The sequence below is a fragment of the Pseudoxanthomonas sp. 97-1-1 genome, assembly GCF_057773125.1.
Map to the genome: position 1 here is coordinate 1,203,338 of NZ_JBYMTJ010000001.1, position 15,080 is coordinate 1,218,417.

The 15,080-nt window shown below is 67.3% G+C and carries 13 protein-coding genes; 7 read left to right on the forward strand and 6 right to left on the reverse strand.

The features are described 5' to 3' along the window. Positions 1-21: 21 nt before the first annotated feature. The gene (locus tag AC3DET_RS05765; RefSeq protein ID WP_337730652.1) at positions 22-642 is read right to left on the reverse strand and encodes a lectin; all 621 of its coding nucleotides are present in this window, start codon (positions 640-642) and stop codon (positions 22-24) included. A 125-nt stretch (positions 643-767) separates the two neighbouring features. Between AC3DET_RS05765 and AC3DET_RS05770 the strand changes: the two genes are divergently transcribed. Then, on the forward strand, positions 768-1,307 hold the full coding sequence (locus AC3DET_RS05770) for a hypothetical protein (protein ID WP_488390983.1): 540 nt from the start codon (positions 768-770) through the stop codon (positions 1,305-1,307). 15 nt (positions 1,308-1,322) lie between these two features. On the opposite strand, the gene hmgA is transcribed toward AC3DET_RS05770, so the two are convergent. From hmgA to hppD, 3 genes are all read right to left on the reverse strand, one after another. After that, on the reverse strand, positions 1,323-2,618 hold the full coding sequence (gene hmgA, locus AC3DET_RS05775) for a homogentisate 1,2-dioxygenase (RefSeq protein WP_488390984.1): 1,296 nt from the start codon (positions 2,616-2,618) through the stop codon (positions 1,323-1,325). Then, a complete protein-coding gene (locus tag AC3DET_RS05780; protein WP_488390985.1) occupies positions 2,618-3,022 on the reverse strand; it encodes an endonuclease domain-containing protein in 405 nt (134 codons plus the stop codon). Before AC3DET_RS05780 ends, hmgA begins: the two co-directional genes overlap by 1 nt. Before the next feature lie 109 nt (positions 3,023-3,131). Then, complete coding sequence (hppD, locus tag AC3DET_RS05785) at positions 3,132-4,265, reverse strand: 4-hydroxyphenylpyruvate dioxygenase (protein WP_488390986.1); 1,134 nt, start codon at positions 4,263-4,265, stop codon at positions 3,132-3,134. 42 nt (positions 4,266-4,307) lie between these two features. On the opposite strand from hppD, the gene AC3DET_RS05790 reads away from it, so the two are divergent. Next, a complete protein-coding gene (locus AC3DET_RS05790; protein ID WP_192200146.1) occupies positions 4,308-4,781 on the forward strand; it encodes a MarR family winged helix-turn-helix transcriptional regulator in 474 nt (157 codons plus the stop codon). Between the two features lie 84 nt (positions 4,782-4,865). On the opposite strand, the gene AC3DET_RS05795 is transcribed toward AC3DET_RS05790, so the two are convergent. Together AC3DET_RS05795 and AC3DET_RS05800 are read right to left on the reverse strand one after the other, a co-directional pair. Then, positions 4,866-6,398 (reverse strand): peptide MFS transporter, encoded by a 1,533-nt coding sequence (locus AC3DET_RS05795; RefSeq protein WP_488390987.1) that lies wholly within the window; start codon positions 6,396-6,398, stop codon positions 4,866-4,868. A 198-nt stretch (positions 6,399-6,596) separates the two neighbouring features. Further along, a complete protein-coding gene (locus AC3DET_RS05800) occupies positions 6,597-7,457 on the reverse strand; it encodes a tryptophan 2,3-dioxygenase (protein WP_488390988.1) in 861 nt (286 codons plus the stop codon). A gap of 212 nt (positions 7,458-7,669) precedes the next feature. On the opposite strand from AC3DET_RS05800, the gene AC3DET_RS05805 reads away from it, so the two are divergent. The 5 genes from AC3DET_RS05805 to AC3DET_RS05825 all read left to right on the forward strand — a co-directional run bounded on the left by AC3DET_RS05805 (position 7,670) and on the right by AC3DET_RS05825 (position 15,068). Further along, positions 7,670-10,915, forward strand: a complete 3,246-nt coding sequence (locus AC3DET_RS05805; protein WP_488390989.1) for a lamin tail domain-containing protein — start codon at positions 7,670-7,672, stop codon at positions 10,913-10,915. 274 nt (positions 10,916-11,189) lie between these two features. Continuing rightward, positions 11,190-12,275, forward strand: a complete 1,086-nt coding sequence (pdhA, locus tag AC3DET_RS05810) for a pyruvate dehydrogenase (acetyl-transferring) E1 component subunit alpha (protein ID WP_192200142.1) — start codon at positions 11,190-11,192, stop codon at positions 12,273-12,275. 8 nt (positions 12,276-12,283) lie between these two features. After that, positions 12,284-13,327 (forward strand): alpha-ketoacid dehydrogenase subunit beta, encoded by a 1,044-nt coding sequence (locus AC3DET_RS05815; protein WP_488390990.1) that lies wholly within the window; start codon positions 12,284-12,286, stop codon positions 13,325-13,327. After that, entirely contained in the window at positions 13,327-13,695 is a 369-nt protein-coding gene (locus tag AC3DET_RS05820; protein WP_142123355.1) for an SH3 domain-containing protein, read from the forward strand. The genes AC3DET_RS05815 and AC3DET_RS05820 overlap by 1 nt, the downstream gene beginning before the upstream one ends. Next, entirely contained in the window at positions 13,692-15,068 is a 1,377-nt protein-coding gene (locus AC3DET_RS05825; RefSeq protein WP_337730662.1) for a dihydrolipoamide acetyltransferase family protein, read from the forward strand. The genes AC3DET_RS05820 and AC3DET_RS05825 overlap by 4 nt, the downstream gene beginning before the upstream one ends. The last annotated feature ends 12 nt before the right edge of the window (positions 15,069-15,080 follow it).

Genomic DNA, 15,080 nt, shown 5'->3' on the forward strand with positions numbered 1-15,080 from the left:
GCCGCCGGTGGACGCGCTGACTCAGGAGCAGCCTTCCACGTAATCGACCTGCGGCGACAGGCCCACGCGCCAGGCGGTGACCTTGCCCGCGGCATCCGCCTCGAACACCAGCCGGGTCGGCGCCACGTCACCGGCGTCCATCGCCAGGTACTGGCCGCCTTGCGTGTACTTGTGCGGTGACGCCTTCAGCGCACCACCGTACAGCTTCTGCAGCTCGTCGACGCCCATGCCGACCTTGCCACCACCGGGCGCAGTTTCCTTGTCGGTGCCAACGTCGTATCGCACGAATTTGCCTTCTTCCATCATGAAGGCGAAGTCGGCGGGCCGCGTGATCCACTTCGGCCACAAGTAGTGGCAGGTCGTGCCCTCCATCGGTGCGCCGTTGAGCTCGCCGCCCCACGCGGTGCGTGCTTCATCGACCGTGCTGCCGAGCTTCATGTCGCCATAGCCGAGGAAGCTGGCCTGGCTGACCGGACCGGCCGGTGCCGCCGTGTCGTCCACGGCGGGAGCAGGTGCCGGCGCATCGGCCATCGGCGTGCTGGTCGCCGTCGTGGTCGGTTCCGCCTCTGCCATCGGCGCCTCCTGGCGCTGGCACGCGGACAACAGGGTGACCACCATCACGATCGGCAACATCGACTTCATCGGCTCTCTCCAGTGCGCACACCTGCAGACTAGCGTCATCGCGTTAAGTCACCGCGAACACGCGGCTGTCATCGGCACTTCATCGCACGCGGCTAGCCTGCGCGCGGGTTCCCCCTCCGCTCGCCATGCGCCCGTCCAAGACCGACCTCGCCCGCCAGACGTTGCAGGCCCACACGGGCACGCTCGGCATGCGCGAGCGACGTACGCTGATCCTCTGCGATGGACAGCGCGACCTGGGCGAACTCGTGCGCCTGCTGGGCCAGGATGCGCCGCTGCTGGTACAGCGCCTCGTGCAGGCGGGCTACCTCACCGCCGGGGACACGCCGACGACACCATTGCGCGTGGCCAGTACGACCCGCGTGCCTATCACCAACGCGCCGGCCGGTCCGCGACGATCGTTGGTCGCGGCCAAGGTCTACCTGTCCGGCATGCTGGAGCTGCAGCGCGACGACGATGCACGCCGTCATCGCGAACGCCTGCAGTCGCGCCTGGACGACGATGCCATGCTCGAGGCACTTGCCAGCGCACTGGGGTTCCTCGAGGGCCGGGTGGCCACCACGCTGTCCCAGCGCATCCGCGAACGACTGGTCGAAGCACTGCCCAGCGAAGACCTGCCCCGCCTGCAGGCACTGCTCACTGCCCAGGACGAAGCCGCGCTGTCCTGAGCGCGCGGCCCCTCCCTACGGGACGAAATGCCTGCGCAGGCCGGCCCAGCACGCCTGGTAGTCGCGCTGCCGATGGGGTGCTTCGATCGCCTGCCGCGTCGGCCGGATCACGGCACGCGTCTCGAACATGAAAGCCATCGTGCCGGTGATGACATCCGGCTTCGACAGGTCCGCGTTCGACGCTTTCTCGAACGTGGCCGCATCCGGCCCGTGGCCCGTCATGCAGTTGTGCAGCGACGCGCCGCCCGGCGCGAAGCCTTCGGCCTTGGCGTCGTAGACGCCATGGATCAGCCCCATGAACTCGCTGGCGATATTGCGGTGGAACCACGGCGGGCGGAACGTGTCCTGCGCCACCAGCCAGCGCGGCGGGAAGATCACGAAATCCATGTTGCCCACGCCCGGCGTGTCGCTGGGCGAGGTCAGCACGAGGAAGATCGACGGATCCGGGTGGTCGTAGCTGATCGAACCGATCGTGTTGAAGCGGCGCAGGTCGTAGCGGTACGGCGCGTAGTTGCCATGCCAGCCCACCACGTCCAGCGGCGAGTGGCCGATGCCGGCGCGCCACAGATGGCCCTGAAACTTGGCGATCAGCTCGAACTCGCCCTCGACATCTTCGTACGCCGCCACCGGCGTCTCGAAATCGCGCGGATTGGCCAGCCCGTTGGAGCCGATCGGGCCCAGGTCGGGCAAGCGCAGGGCCGCACCGAAGTTCTCGCAGACATAGCCGCGCGCTTCGCCGTCCTGCAACTCGACCAGGAAACGCACGCCGCGCGGGATCACCGCGACCTGCTGCGGCTCGACCTCGATCACGCCGAACTCGGTCGCGATGCGCAGGCGGCCCTGCTGGGGCACGATCAGCAGCTCCCCGTCCGCATCGTAGAAATAGCGTCCCTGCATCGACCGGTTGGCCGCGTACAGGTGGATGCCCACGCCATGCATGGCCTCCGGCGACCCATTGCCGGCCATCGTATACAGGCCATCGACGAAATCCGTGGGCGTCTCCGGCAGCGGCAGCGGCGACCAGCGCATCTGGTCCGGCGACACCGGCCCCGCACTGAAATCGCTGTGCAGGTGGTGCTGCGCATACGGCGCGAACGGACCGTGCATCGCCGCCGGGCGGATGCGATACAGCCAGCTGCGCCGGTTCTCCGCGCGCGGCGCAGTGAAAGCCGTGCCGCTCAACTGCTCCGCATACAGGCCATGCGCCACGCGCTGCGGCGAGTTGCGGCCCTCTGGCAACGTGCCGGGGATCGCCTCGGTGGCGAAATGGTTGCCGAAGCCGGGCTGGTAGTTGTCGTGCGTCTGGCTCATCACTGGTCTCGCTGCTTGAGCCCCTCTCCCTCCGGGAGAGGGGTTGGGGAGAGGGTCGGTCGCGACAGGAGTCTCCAGATCGCCTCGACCACGACTTCAGTCTGGTTCAGTACGTCGTTGTTCCAGAACCTGGCTAACCGCCAGCCCTGGCCTTCGAGATAGCGCGTCCTCGCCGCATCCTCGGGCTCGCCATGTTGCGAACCGTCCAGCTCGATCACCACGCCCATCTCTACGCAACAGAAATCGACGATGTAAGGAGGGACCGAATGCTGCCGACGGAACTTGTAGCCTTCCAGCCTGCCTGTCCGGAGATGCTGCCACAACCTGCGCTCTGCATCCGTCATCTCCCTGCGCAACCGTCTTGCGTTCGCCAACGTCCGCGTTGGTAGTGGGGGATTGACCATGGCCGGACCTCCTGTCCGCGTGTGGCGAGATACCGTCTATCGCAGGATACGGACTCACCGCACCCTCTCCCCAACCCCTCTCCCGACGGGAGAGGGGCTCGAAGAAACCTTACAGCACCCCGCGCTTCATCTGGTCCCGCTCGATGCTCTCGAACAGCGCCTGGAAGTTGCCTTCGCCGAAGCCTTCGTTGCCCTTGCGCTGGATGATCTCGAAGAAGATCGGGCCCAGCGCGTTCTGGGTGAAGATCTGCAGCAGCTTGCGCTGCTTGGTCTCCACGTCGGCGTCGATCAGGATGCCGTTCTTCGCCAGCCGCGCGACGTCCTCGCCATGGTCCGGGATGCGCTGGTCGATCACCTCGAAATAAGTCTCGGGCGTATCCAGAAACGCCACACCGGCTTCGCGCATCTTTTCCACGGTCGTGTAGATATCGTCGGTGAAGCAGGCGATGTGCTGGATGCCCTCGCCCTTGTAGGCGTCCAGGTACTCGTTGATCTGCGACTTCGGGTCGCTGGACTCGTTCAACGGGATGCGCACCATGCCGTCCGGCGCCGTCATCGCCTTCGACAACAGGCCGGTCTTGGCGCCCTTGATGTCGAAGTAGCGGATCTCGCGGAAGTTGAACAACCGCTCATAGTAGTCCGCCCACTTGGCCATGTTGCCGTGGTACAGGTTGTGGGTCAGATGGTCGATGAAGGTCAGGCCGAAACCCTTGGGCAGCAGGTCCACCCCGGGCAGGTATTCGTAGTCCGGATCGTGGATGGTGCCCTTGTCGTCGTAGCGGTCGACGATGTAGAGCATGCAGTCGCCGATGCCCTTGATGACCGGTGCGGCGACCGCCTTGGTGAGTTCGTCGGCAGCATCGAACGATTCGGCCCCGTTCTTCAGCGCCTGCACGCGCGCCCACTCGGCCAGCTTCCTGACCCGGATCGCGAAGCCGCAGGCGCTGGGTCCGTGCTCGGCGGCGAAGCGCGCGGCGAACGAATCCGGGTCTTCGTTGATCAGGAAGGTGCAGTCGCCCTGGCGGTAGGTGCTGATGGCGCGGGTCTTGTGGCGCGCGACCTGGACAAAGCCGAGCTTGCGGAAGTAATCATGCAGGTGGTGGGCCTGGCCCTGCGGTGCGGCGAACTCGACGAACTCGAAGCCATCGATGCCCATCGGGTTGTCGAACGTCGTGGGCTGGATACCCAGGTTGGGTTGTGCGTTCATGGGGCGCCTCGCTAGGCTTGCCGGGTCAGACCCCATTTTATAGTTTCAGCTGAAACCAACCACAAGTAGCAGCGCAACATGAGCCAGCCAGCCAGCCCCGTCGTCCACGCAGATTTCGACCTCGACCGCCTGTTTTCCTACCGGTTGAGCGTGCTGTCGAACCGGATCAGCAGCGCGATTTCCCGGGAATACCACCGTCGCTTCGGCCTGGCGATCACCGAATGGCGGGTGATGGCGGTGCTGGGGCGCTTCCCCGGCCTGTCAGCGGGCGAGGTGGCCACGCGCACCGCGATGGACAAGGTCGCGGTCAGCCGGGCGGTGGCCCGCCTGCTGGAGCGGGCCCTGATCCAGCGCGAGATCCACGGCGACGACCGCCGCCGCTCGGTGCTGGCGCTGACCGACGAAGGGTTCCGGGTCTACGACGAAGTGGCGCCGATGGTCATCGAGTACCACCAGCGCATGCTGGAGCCGCTGAGCGACGAAGAGCGCGCAATGCTGGACCAGCTGATCGACAAGCTGGCCGGGGAAGGCGTCCGACGCATCGAAGGCTGAGGCCTTTCCTTGCCGGAAGAAAAAACGGCGGCCAATGGCCGCCGTTTTTCGTTGGCGCCCGGCGAGCGCCGGGGTGCCGGGGAGTCACTTAACGCCGTGCATCAGCTTCTGGATAAGCGGCGCGATCAGGAACAGCAGCACGCCAGAACCCACCAGCGCCCAGAAACCGAACGTGTACCCCGCGTGCGCGGACTGCACGGTCATGCCGCCTTCGCCGCTGACCTTGCCGGCGAAGATGCCCGCCATGTTGTTGCCGATGGCGATGGACAGGAACCAGCAACCCATCGCCATGCCGGCCAGGCGTGACGGTGCCAGCTTGGTCGTCATCGACAGACCGATGGGCGACAGGCAGAGCTCGCCAACCGACTGGATCACGTAGACCATGAAGAGCGTCCAGAACGGGATCTTGCCGTTGGCATCCACCATCCCCGACAGCGCCATCATCAGCAGCAGGAACGCCAGGCCGTTGAAGATCAGGCCCAGGCCGAACTTGCGCGGGATGATGGGGTTGTTCTTGCCCATCTTCACCCACAGCCAGGCCAGTACCGGCGCCAGCGCGATGATCGCCACCGAATTGACCGACTGGAACCAGGAGACCGGGAAATCGCTGGTGCCCGCGAACATCTGGAAGAAGCCTTCCATGCCGATGTTGCGGTCGACGATGCGGTCGGCCAGGAAGTTGAACGAACTGCCCGCCTGCTCGAAGAACATCCAGAACAGCACGTTGAACACGAAGATCACCAGCATCGCGACAACCTTGTCGCGCGCCACCTTGCCCTCGCGCAGGCCCTCGACCACCAGCATCACCGCCGGGATCACGAACAGCGCCATCAGGATGGCCTGCAGCAGGTTGGCATTGATGGTCAGCAGCGCGTAGAACATCGGGATGCCGACCACCGCGCCAAACAGGACGACGAGGCTGACGTTGCGCAGGCCGGTCTGGTGCTCCGCCGGCATACCGATGCCTTCCAGCTGCCTGCGACCGAACCAGAACCACACCAGGCTCAACAGCATGCCGACGCCGGCGGCGATGAACACCACCTTGTACGCGGGCATGTCCTCGATGCCGAACACCTTCTTCGCCAGGTACTGGGTGACGATCGGCGCCAGCAGCGCACCGATGTTGATGCCCATGTAGAAGATGGTGAAGCCGGAGTCGCGACGCGCATCGCCCTGGGCGTACAGCTTGCCCACCATCGTGGAGATGATCGGCTTGAAAAGGCCGTTGCCCACGATGATCGTGGCCAGGCCCAGCTTGAACATCGCCTCGCTCGGCAGTGCCAGCAGGAACAGGCCCGCCGACATGAAGACCGCGCCGAGCAGGATGGAGCGCTGGAAGCCGATCAGCTTGTCGGCCACGTAGCCGCCGAAGATGGCGCCCGCGTAGACCAGTGCCAGGTAAGCACCGTACAACTCGCTGGCCGGCTTTTCACCGGAGGCGTCGCCACCATGGAACTGCGCCACGATGTACAGCACCATCGCCCAGCGGATGCCGTAGAACGCGAAGCGCTCCCAGAATTCGGACATGAACAGCATCCACAGCGGACGCGGATGTCCCAGGACTTGCTTGAATTCCGGTATCCGTTCCGGCGTTGATGTGTCGACGGCTCCGCTCATGCGGGCTCCCCCTAGAAAAAAAGTGGTTCAGGATTTCGGTTTCCCGTGCAACGGACACGGGACGGGCGAGGATTACCGACGTGGCCGGCGCACGTCAAATCGCTGAAACATCGGTGGTGTAACGGCCGTTTGGCCTATTCAGCGAGTCAATTCGCTGATTTCCAAGGGTTTTCGGAGGAAATCGCGCCGATCCCGGCCTCAGCGGCCGGGGCCGATCGAGGTCCGCACGTCGAACAGTTCCGGGAAGAACGTCAGCTCCAGCGCCTGGCGCAGGAAGCCCACGCCGCTGGAGCCGCCCGTGCCGCGCTTGAAGCCGATGATGCGCATCACCGTACGCATGTGGCGGAAGCGCCATAGCTGGAACTGGCTTTCCAGGTCCACCAGGTCCTCGCACAGCGAATACTCGCGCCAGTAGCGGTCGGTGTCCTCGTAGATCGCTTCGAATACCGGCAGCAGCGCGGCGTCGGCGGCATGCGACTGGCGCCAGTCGCGTTGCAGGTGCTGCGCGGGGATCGCATGGTCCCAGCGCGCGAGGTACATCAGGAATTCGTCGTACAGGCTGGGCGCGTCCAGCACGGCCTCCAGCCCGGCATGACCTTCCGGATCATGCGCGAACACCTTCAGCATCGCCGCATTCTTGTTGCCCAGCAGGAATTCGATGGTGCGGTACTGCAGCGACTGGAAGCCCGACGACGGGCCCAGCAAATCGCGGAAGCCCATGTACTCGGACGGCGTCAGCGTCTCCAGCACCGACCACTGCTCGGTCAGCTGGCGCAGCACCTGCTTGGCGCGCGCCATCACCTTGCGGGCCTGCCAGACCTGGTCGCGCTGGAGGAACCCGATCGCCGCGCGCAGCTCGTGGATCATCAGCTTCATCCACAGCTCCGAAACCTGATGCTGCACGATGAAGAGCATCTCATCGTGGTGCGGCGGATCCGACACCGGGTGCTGCGCGGACAGCAGGCGATCCAGCTGCAGGTAGCCGCCATAGCTCATGCGACCCGACAGGTCGGTGTGGATGCCTGCTTCCAGCGGGCGTTCGTTCTTTTCTAAGGCCATCCGTCGATCAACCGGGGGCGCCACCCGGGCGGCGGCAGGGGCGCCAGCGTAACCGATGGTGGTCGGGCGCCCCGGCAAGGCGAACAAAAACGGGCACTTATGTCACGCCCATGCAATGCGTGTACCACAGGCTTGGGCTACATTGCGTCGGCCGGGGGCGGGACCGCCTCCGACAGGGGGCGGCGTCCATCCACTGAGGGAGAGTCCGTAACATGGAAATGCCACGGGGCCGCCTTGCGGCCGTGTTCGCGTCTTTCGCCTTGCTCTTCGCCGCGTCGTCGGTGCAGGCGCAGGTAGTCATCAGCCAGGTCTATGGCGGCGGCGGCAACAGCGGCGCGACGCTGAAGAACGATTTCATCGAACTGCGCAACAACGGCCCGACCGCCGTCGACCTGACCGGCTGGAGCGTGCAGTACACCTCCTCCGCCGGCACCACCTGGAGCGGGCGTACCACTCTCAGCGGCAGCATCCCGGCCGGCGGCTTCTACCTGGTCCAGCAGGCGCAGGGCGCCGGCGGCACGGTGGACCTGCCCACCCCGGATGCGGTCGGCACCATCGCGATGAGCGGCACCGCCGGCAAGGTAGCGCTGAGCCGCAGCACCACGGCGCTGACCGGCGCCTGCCCGACCGCCGATGCCAACGTGGCCGATTTCGTCGGCTTCGGCAGCGCGGCCAACTGCTTCGAAGGCAGCGCCCCCACCGGCACACTCAGCAACACCACTGCCGCGCTGCGTGGCGGCGACGGCAGCATCGACACCAACAACAATGGCGCCGACTTCGCCGTCGGTGCGCCGAACCCGCGCAACAGCGGTGCGGAGCCGCCCGAGCCGCCCGATCCGCCAGTCGCTCTGACCATCGCGCAGATCCAGGGCAACGGCCTGCTGTCGCCACACAACGGCAAGCGCGTGGTGACCGAAGGCATCGTCACCGCGCTCAAGTTCAATAACGGCTTCTTCCTGCAGGCCGCCAACGACGACGGCGACCCGGCCACCTCGGATGCCGTATTCGTCTTCACCAGCAGCGCGCCGCCGGCCACCGCTGCGGTCGGCAACCGCGTGCGCGTAACCGGCACGGTCGAGGAATTCACTCCGTCCTCCAATCCGCACCAGTTGGCGATCACCGAGATCGTCACGCCGACGGTCGAAATGCTGGAAACCGGCGTGGCCCTGCCCGCCGCGATCGAACTGACCGCCGCCGAGCTGGGCCCCGACGCCCTCCCCGGCACGCTGGAGCGACTGGAAGGCATGCGCGTGAGCGTGGCACAGGCGGTGGTGATCGCCCCGTCCGGCGGCAGCCTGGACGAGAACGACGCGCTGTCCTTCAGCGACGGCGTGTTCCACGTCGCCCTGCCCGGCGTGGCGCGTCCGTTCCGTGAACCCGGCATCGCCGTGATGGATGCCATCACCCTGCCCGCCGGCAAGAACCCGCCGCGCTTCGACACCAACCAGGAACGCCTGATGGTGCGCAGCCGCGGCCAGGTCGGCGCGCAGCCGATCTCGGTCGACACCGGCGCCGATGTGGCCGGCCTGCTCGGCGTGCTGGACTACTTCGCCGGCACCTGGGCACTGCTGCCCGACGTGGCCACGCCGCCGTCGGTCAGCGGCGGCCTCCTGCCGGAGGCCGTCAACGATCCGAGTTACGACGAAGTCACCGTCGGCAGCTTCAACCTGCTGCGCCTGTTCGACGAGGTCAATGACAGCAACGGCGCGGTGACGCTGACGCCGGAAGCGCTGGACAAGCGTCTGGCCAAGGCGGCGCTGGCGATCTGCGACTACCTGAAGGCCCCGGACATCCTGGGCGCGGTGGAAGTGGAGAACCTGCGCGTGCTGCAGCTGCTGTCCGAACGCATCGACGCAACCTGTGCCGCGCGCCCGGGCTACGTACCGTACCTGCAGCCGGGCAACGACGTGGGCGGCATCAACGTCGGCTTCCTGGTCAGCTCGCGCGTGACCGCCGACGGCATGGCCCGCGTCGAAGTGCTGGACGTGGCGCAGTTCGGCAAGGAGACCACCATCGCCAACCCGAACGGCACCACCAGCCTGCTCAACGACCGTCCGCCGCTGCGCCTGCGCGCCCGCGTGCACCAGGACGCGACGTCGAGCTACCCGCTGACGGTGATCGTCAACCACCTGCGTTCGCTCAACGACATCAACGACACCCTTCCCGGCAGCGGCGGCTGGACCACCGGCGGCGAACGCGTGCGGGTGAAGCGCGGTGCCCAGGCGGTCTACCTGGCCCAGCTGGTGCAGGAGATGCAGCAGGCGAACCCGGACGAGAAGATCGTGCTGGTCGGCGACTTCAACGCGTGCGAGTTCAACGATGGCTACGTCGACGTGCTCGGCATCATCAAGGGCGAAGCCGCGCCGGAAGACCAGGTGCTGACCTGGATGCCCAGCCCGCTGACGACGCCGCTGGTGGACGGTTCGCAGCTGATCGCCGATCCCGCGCACCGGTACTCGTACGTGTTCGAGGGCAATGCGCAGACGCTGGACCACGTGCTGGTCAACGAGTCGCTGGTGATGGACGCCGCGCTGCGCGTGGACCATGCGCGCATCAACGCCGACTTCGGCGTGGACAACTTCGGTGATGCCACACTGGCGGTGCGCTCCTCCGATCACGATCCGGTCCGTCTGAGCATCCGCGTGCCGTCCTTCGCCCGCGCCGACCTGTCGGCCACGGTGTCGGCCGACCGTGCCACCGCCAACGTCGGAGAGACCGTGCGCTACACGGCCACCGTCCGCAACGCCGGCCCGGGTGCCGCATCGCCGGCAGCGTTCGCCTTCGTGTTCTCGGCCGAACTGTCGCCTTCGCTGGCCACGCTGCCGGCCGGCTGGAGCTGCGCAGCCGCCGAGGTAACCGCCGGCACCACCCGCGTGGCCTGCACCGTGCCATCGCTGGCGGCCGGTGGCGAAGCGACGTTCGCGATCGACGCCATCGTCCCGGCCAGCGCCGCAGCCACCACGCTGGGCCTGGGCGTGTCGGCCAACTCGACCGTGCTTGACCCCGCCAACGGCGACAACACCGCCGCCGTCTCGGTGGCCGTGGCCGCACTGCCGCAGACCCGCGCCGACCTGTCGGTGCAGCTGCTCGGTGCCGCCCTGCCGCTGCGTCGCGGCACCATCGCCACGCTGCTGGTGCCGGTGCGCAACGCCGGTCCGGATGCGGCCGAGCAGGTCACCGTGCGCCTGACCAGCAACGTGGAGGCCCGCTACGCCGCCGTGGCCGCCCCCAGCGGCTGGAGCTGCACGCGCGTGGCGGACACCACCGACGGTGCTGCCGCCGACTGCACCCGTCGTGGCGCCATGCCGCGCGGCGTGCAGACGCTGGCCTTCGCCCTGGTGGTCCCCGGCAAGCCGAAGCGCGGCACCGAACTGGAGTTCGAAGCCACCGTCAGCAGCACGACGACGGACCCGAACCCCGGCAACAATCACGATCGCCTGGTCCAGCGCATCCGCTGAACTTTCCGGCCATCGTGGGGTCGACAGGGGCGCGGGCAACCGCGCCCCTTGTCGTTTGCGCAGCACGCGACGCGCATCACGTCCGAACCACGCCGACCGCAGGCGGACTGACACCGAACGACAGTCGGGCAAGCCCCTGTTTCCGCACCGGTTTCTTCGAAGAGGCGCGCGCCATTCAACCCCGTCTTGCTGCATTGCACGACAGCCGCCCGGCACACAGCTCCTAAAATTACATTTGAAACCATTTCCGCCGGCCGACGAGAACACCGTCCAGATGACCATCGCCGCAAGCTTCGAAATCGAATACCTCCAGTACCTGGGTCCCGACGGGACCCTGGTACGCAACGACCTGCCCGAGGCCGGCCGCGACATCGCCCGCCTGCGCGAGCTGTTCAAGCAGATGCTGTTCGTGCGTACCTTCGACACCAAGGCCATCGCCCTGCAGCGCACCGGCAAGCTGGGCACGTACGCCAGCTGTCTGGGCCACGAGGCCACCCACGTCGGCATCGGCGCGTCGATGCGCACCGGCGACGTCTATGCGCCGAGCTATCGCGAATACGGCGCCATGTTCATGCGCGGGGTGAAGCCGCGCGACGTGCTGATGTACTGGGGAGGCGACGAGCGCGGCAGCGACTACGATCGCGACAGCGATGCACGCAACGACTTCCCCTTCTGCGTGCCCATCTCCACCCAGTGCCTGCATGCGGCCGGCGCGGCGCTGTCGTTCAAGCTGCGCAAGCAGCCGCATATCGCGGTGAGCACCTGCGGCGATGGTGGTTCGTCGAAGACCGACTTCTACGCCGCACTGAACTCTGCGGGTGCTTACGAACTGCCGCTGGTGCTGGGCGTGATCAACAACGGCTGGGCGATCTCCGTGCCGCGCAGCGCGCAGACCGGCGCGCAGACGCTTGCCCAGAAGGGCCTGGCCGGCGGCCTGCACTGCCTGCAGGTGGACGGCAACGACCTGATCGCCGTGCTCGAGGGCATGCGCCGCGCCAGCGAGCGCGCCCGCAAGGGACAAGGTGGCACGGTGATCGAGTTCGTCACCTACCGCCTGTCCGACCACACCACCGCCGATGACGCGCGCCGCTACCGCGACGACGCCGAAGTGAAGGCCGGCTGGGAGCGCGAGCCGATCACCCGCCTGCGCACGTGGCTGACCGCGCAGGGCGTCTGGAGCGAAGCGGACGAGGCCGCGTGGAAGGAGGAATGCGGCGTGCGCGTGGACGAAGAGGTCAACGCCTATCTCAACACGCCGGTGCAGCCGGTCGAGGCGATGTTCGACTACCTGTATGCCGATCCGCCGCCGGAACTGCTGCAGCAACGTGCCGCCGCGATCGCCGCGGAGAACCGCCCGTGAGCACCGTGATGAAACCTGAAAACAAGACTGTGGGAGCGACGTCAGTCGCGAAATCGGATGCCGCGGCGACCCCGACGGCGATCACGCTCATCGAAGCGATCACCCAGGCGCTGGCCTGGGAGATCGCGCACGACGAATCGGTGCTGGTGCTGGGCGAGGACGTGGGCGTGAATGGCGGCGTGTTCCGCGCCACCGCCGGCCTGCAGCAGAAATTCGGCCCCGAACGCGTGCTCGACACGCCGCTGGATGAAACCACCATCGCAGGCCTCACCGTCGGCCTGGCCGCGCAGGGCATGAAGCCGGTCGCCGAAGCGCAGTTCGATGGCTTCGTCTACCCGATGGTCGACCATCTGATCTGCCACGCTGCCCGCCTGCGCACCCGTACGCGCGGCCGCCTGCACTGCCCGATGGTGCTGCGCGTACCGTGGGGCGGCGGCATCCGCGCGCCGGAGCACCACAGCGAAGCCAATGAGGCGATCTTCACCAACGTGCCCGGCCTGCGCGTGGTGATGCCGTCCTCGCCGCAGCGCGCCTACGGCCTGCTGCTGGCCGCGATCCGCGATCCGGACCCGGTCATCTACATGGAGCCGAAGCGCATCTACCGCCAGTACAAGGAAGTGGTCGCCGACGACGGTGAAGCGCTGCCGCTGGACGTGTGCTTCGTGCTGCGCGACGGGACCGACGTGACCCTGGTGACCTGGGGCGCGCAGGTGAAGGAAGCGCTGGAAGCCGCCGACAAGCTCGCCGGCGAAGGCATCAGCGCGGAAGTCATCGACGTCGCCACGCTGCGTCCGCTCGACTTCGACACCATCGCCGAATCCGTCGCCAAGACCGGCCGCTGCGTGATCGTGCACGAAGCGCCGCGCACCGCCGGCTTCGGCGCGGAGATCGGCGCGCGCCTGGCCGAGCAGTCGATGTACGACCTGCTGGCCCCGGTCGAGCGCGTCACCGGCTACGACACCCACATCCCGCTGTTCCGCCTGGAAATGAAGTACCTGCCCAGCGTCGAGAAGATCGTCGCCGCGGCAAAGCGGGCGATGGCGAACGGCTGATGCACGCCCGCGCCGTCCGCGACTACCGCACGCAGTACGCGAACCCGATCCGGTTCGCGCGCGGCGACGTGGTCGCGCTCGGCGCACGCGACACCGAGTGGCCGGCCTTCGCCTGGACCACCACCGCCGACGGCAATGCCGGCTGGGCGCCAGTGGACTGGCTGCAGCCGCGCGACGACGGTCACGCCGTCGCATTGCACGACTATTCCGCGCAGGAACTCGACGTGCGGGCCGGCGACACCGTCGCCCTGCTGCACGAACTGGGCGACTGGTGGTGGTGCACGCACACGGACGGCCGCAGCGGCTGGGTGCCGGCGCGCGATCTGCAACCGATCAACGAAACGACTTCCAACGAGATATCCGCATGAGCGAGAGCAAGACCTTCCACCTTCCCGACCTGGGCGAAGGCCTCCCGGACGCCACCATCGTCGAATGGTTCGTCAAGGAAGGCGACGTGATCCGGCTGGACGAACCGCTGGTGTCGATGGAAACGGCGAAGGCCGTGGTCGAGGTTCCCTCGCCCGTGTCCGGCAAGGTGATGAAGCTGGCCGGCGCGGCGGGCGATGTCGTCATCACCGGCAGCATGCTGGCCGTGTTCGAGCCCGATGCCAGCCTGCCGCAGCGCGCGGAAGGCCAGGATACCGGCCACCACCATGGCCCGCCCACGTCCGCTGTCGTGGGAGCGACGTCAGTCGCGAACGCCACGGCCGACCCATCGCCCGTCGCGACTGACGCCGCTCCCGTCGAAGCGGATGCCGGCACCGTGGTCGGTGCCATGCAATCGTCCAACGCCGTGCACACCGAGCAGGCGATCGCCGTCGGCGGGGTCAAGGCGATGCCGGCCGTGCGCGCGATGGCAAAGAAGCTCGGCGTGGACCTGGCGCGCGTGCGCCCGACCGGCGCCGATGGCGCGGTCACCATGCAGGATGTGAAGCAGGCGGCCGCCGATGGCACCGCCGCCGTAGGAGGGGCTTCAGCCCCGACGCTTTCCCACCGTGCGGTCGGGGCTGAAGCCCCTCCTACAGCGGCGCCTACCGTGCAGCGCACCGCACTGTCGGCCAGCGGCAAGCCCATGCGCACGCAGCCGCCCGGCGTGTCGGTCAGCGGCCAGCCCGAGCAGCTCAAGGGCGTGCGCCGGAACATGGCACGCGTGATGGCCGATGCCCATGCCAAAGTCGTGCCGACCACGCTGAGCGACGATGCCGACGTGCATGCGTGGGTACCCGGCAACGACATGACCGGCCGCCTCGTCCGCGCCATCGTGCGTGCCTGCAAGACGGTGCCGGCGATGAATGCGTGGTTCGACGGCGAGAAACTCACCCGCACGCTGCATCCACACGTCGACATCGGCATTGCCGTGGACACCGACGACGGCCTGTTCGTGCCGGCGCTGCGCAACGCCGACCTGCTGGAAGCCGGCGGCGTGCGCGAGAGCATCAACCGCCTGCGCGCGCAGGTGGAAGACCGCAGCATCCCGCCGTCGGAACTGACTGGCTACACGATCTCGCTGAGCAACTTCGGCATGTTCGCCGGCCGCTATGCCACCCCGGTGGTGGTGCCGCCGTGCGTCGCCATCGTCGCCGCCGGCCGCGCGCGCCACCAGGTCACGCCGGTGATGGGTGGCTTCGAATCGCACAAGGTCATCCCCTTGTCGGTGACGTTCGACCACCGCGCCTGCACCGGCGGTGAGGCAGCACGCTTCCTCAAGGCATTGATCGACGACCTGGCCCTGCCGGCGTGACCTTCCGTCGGC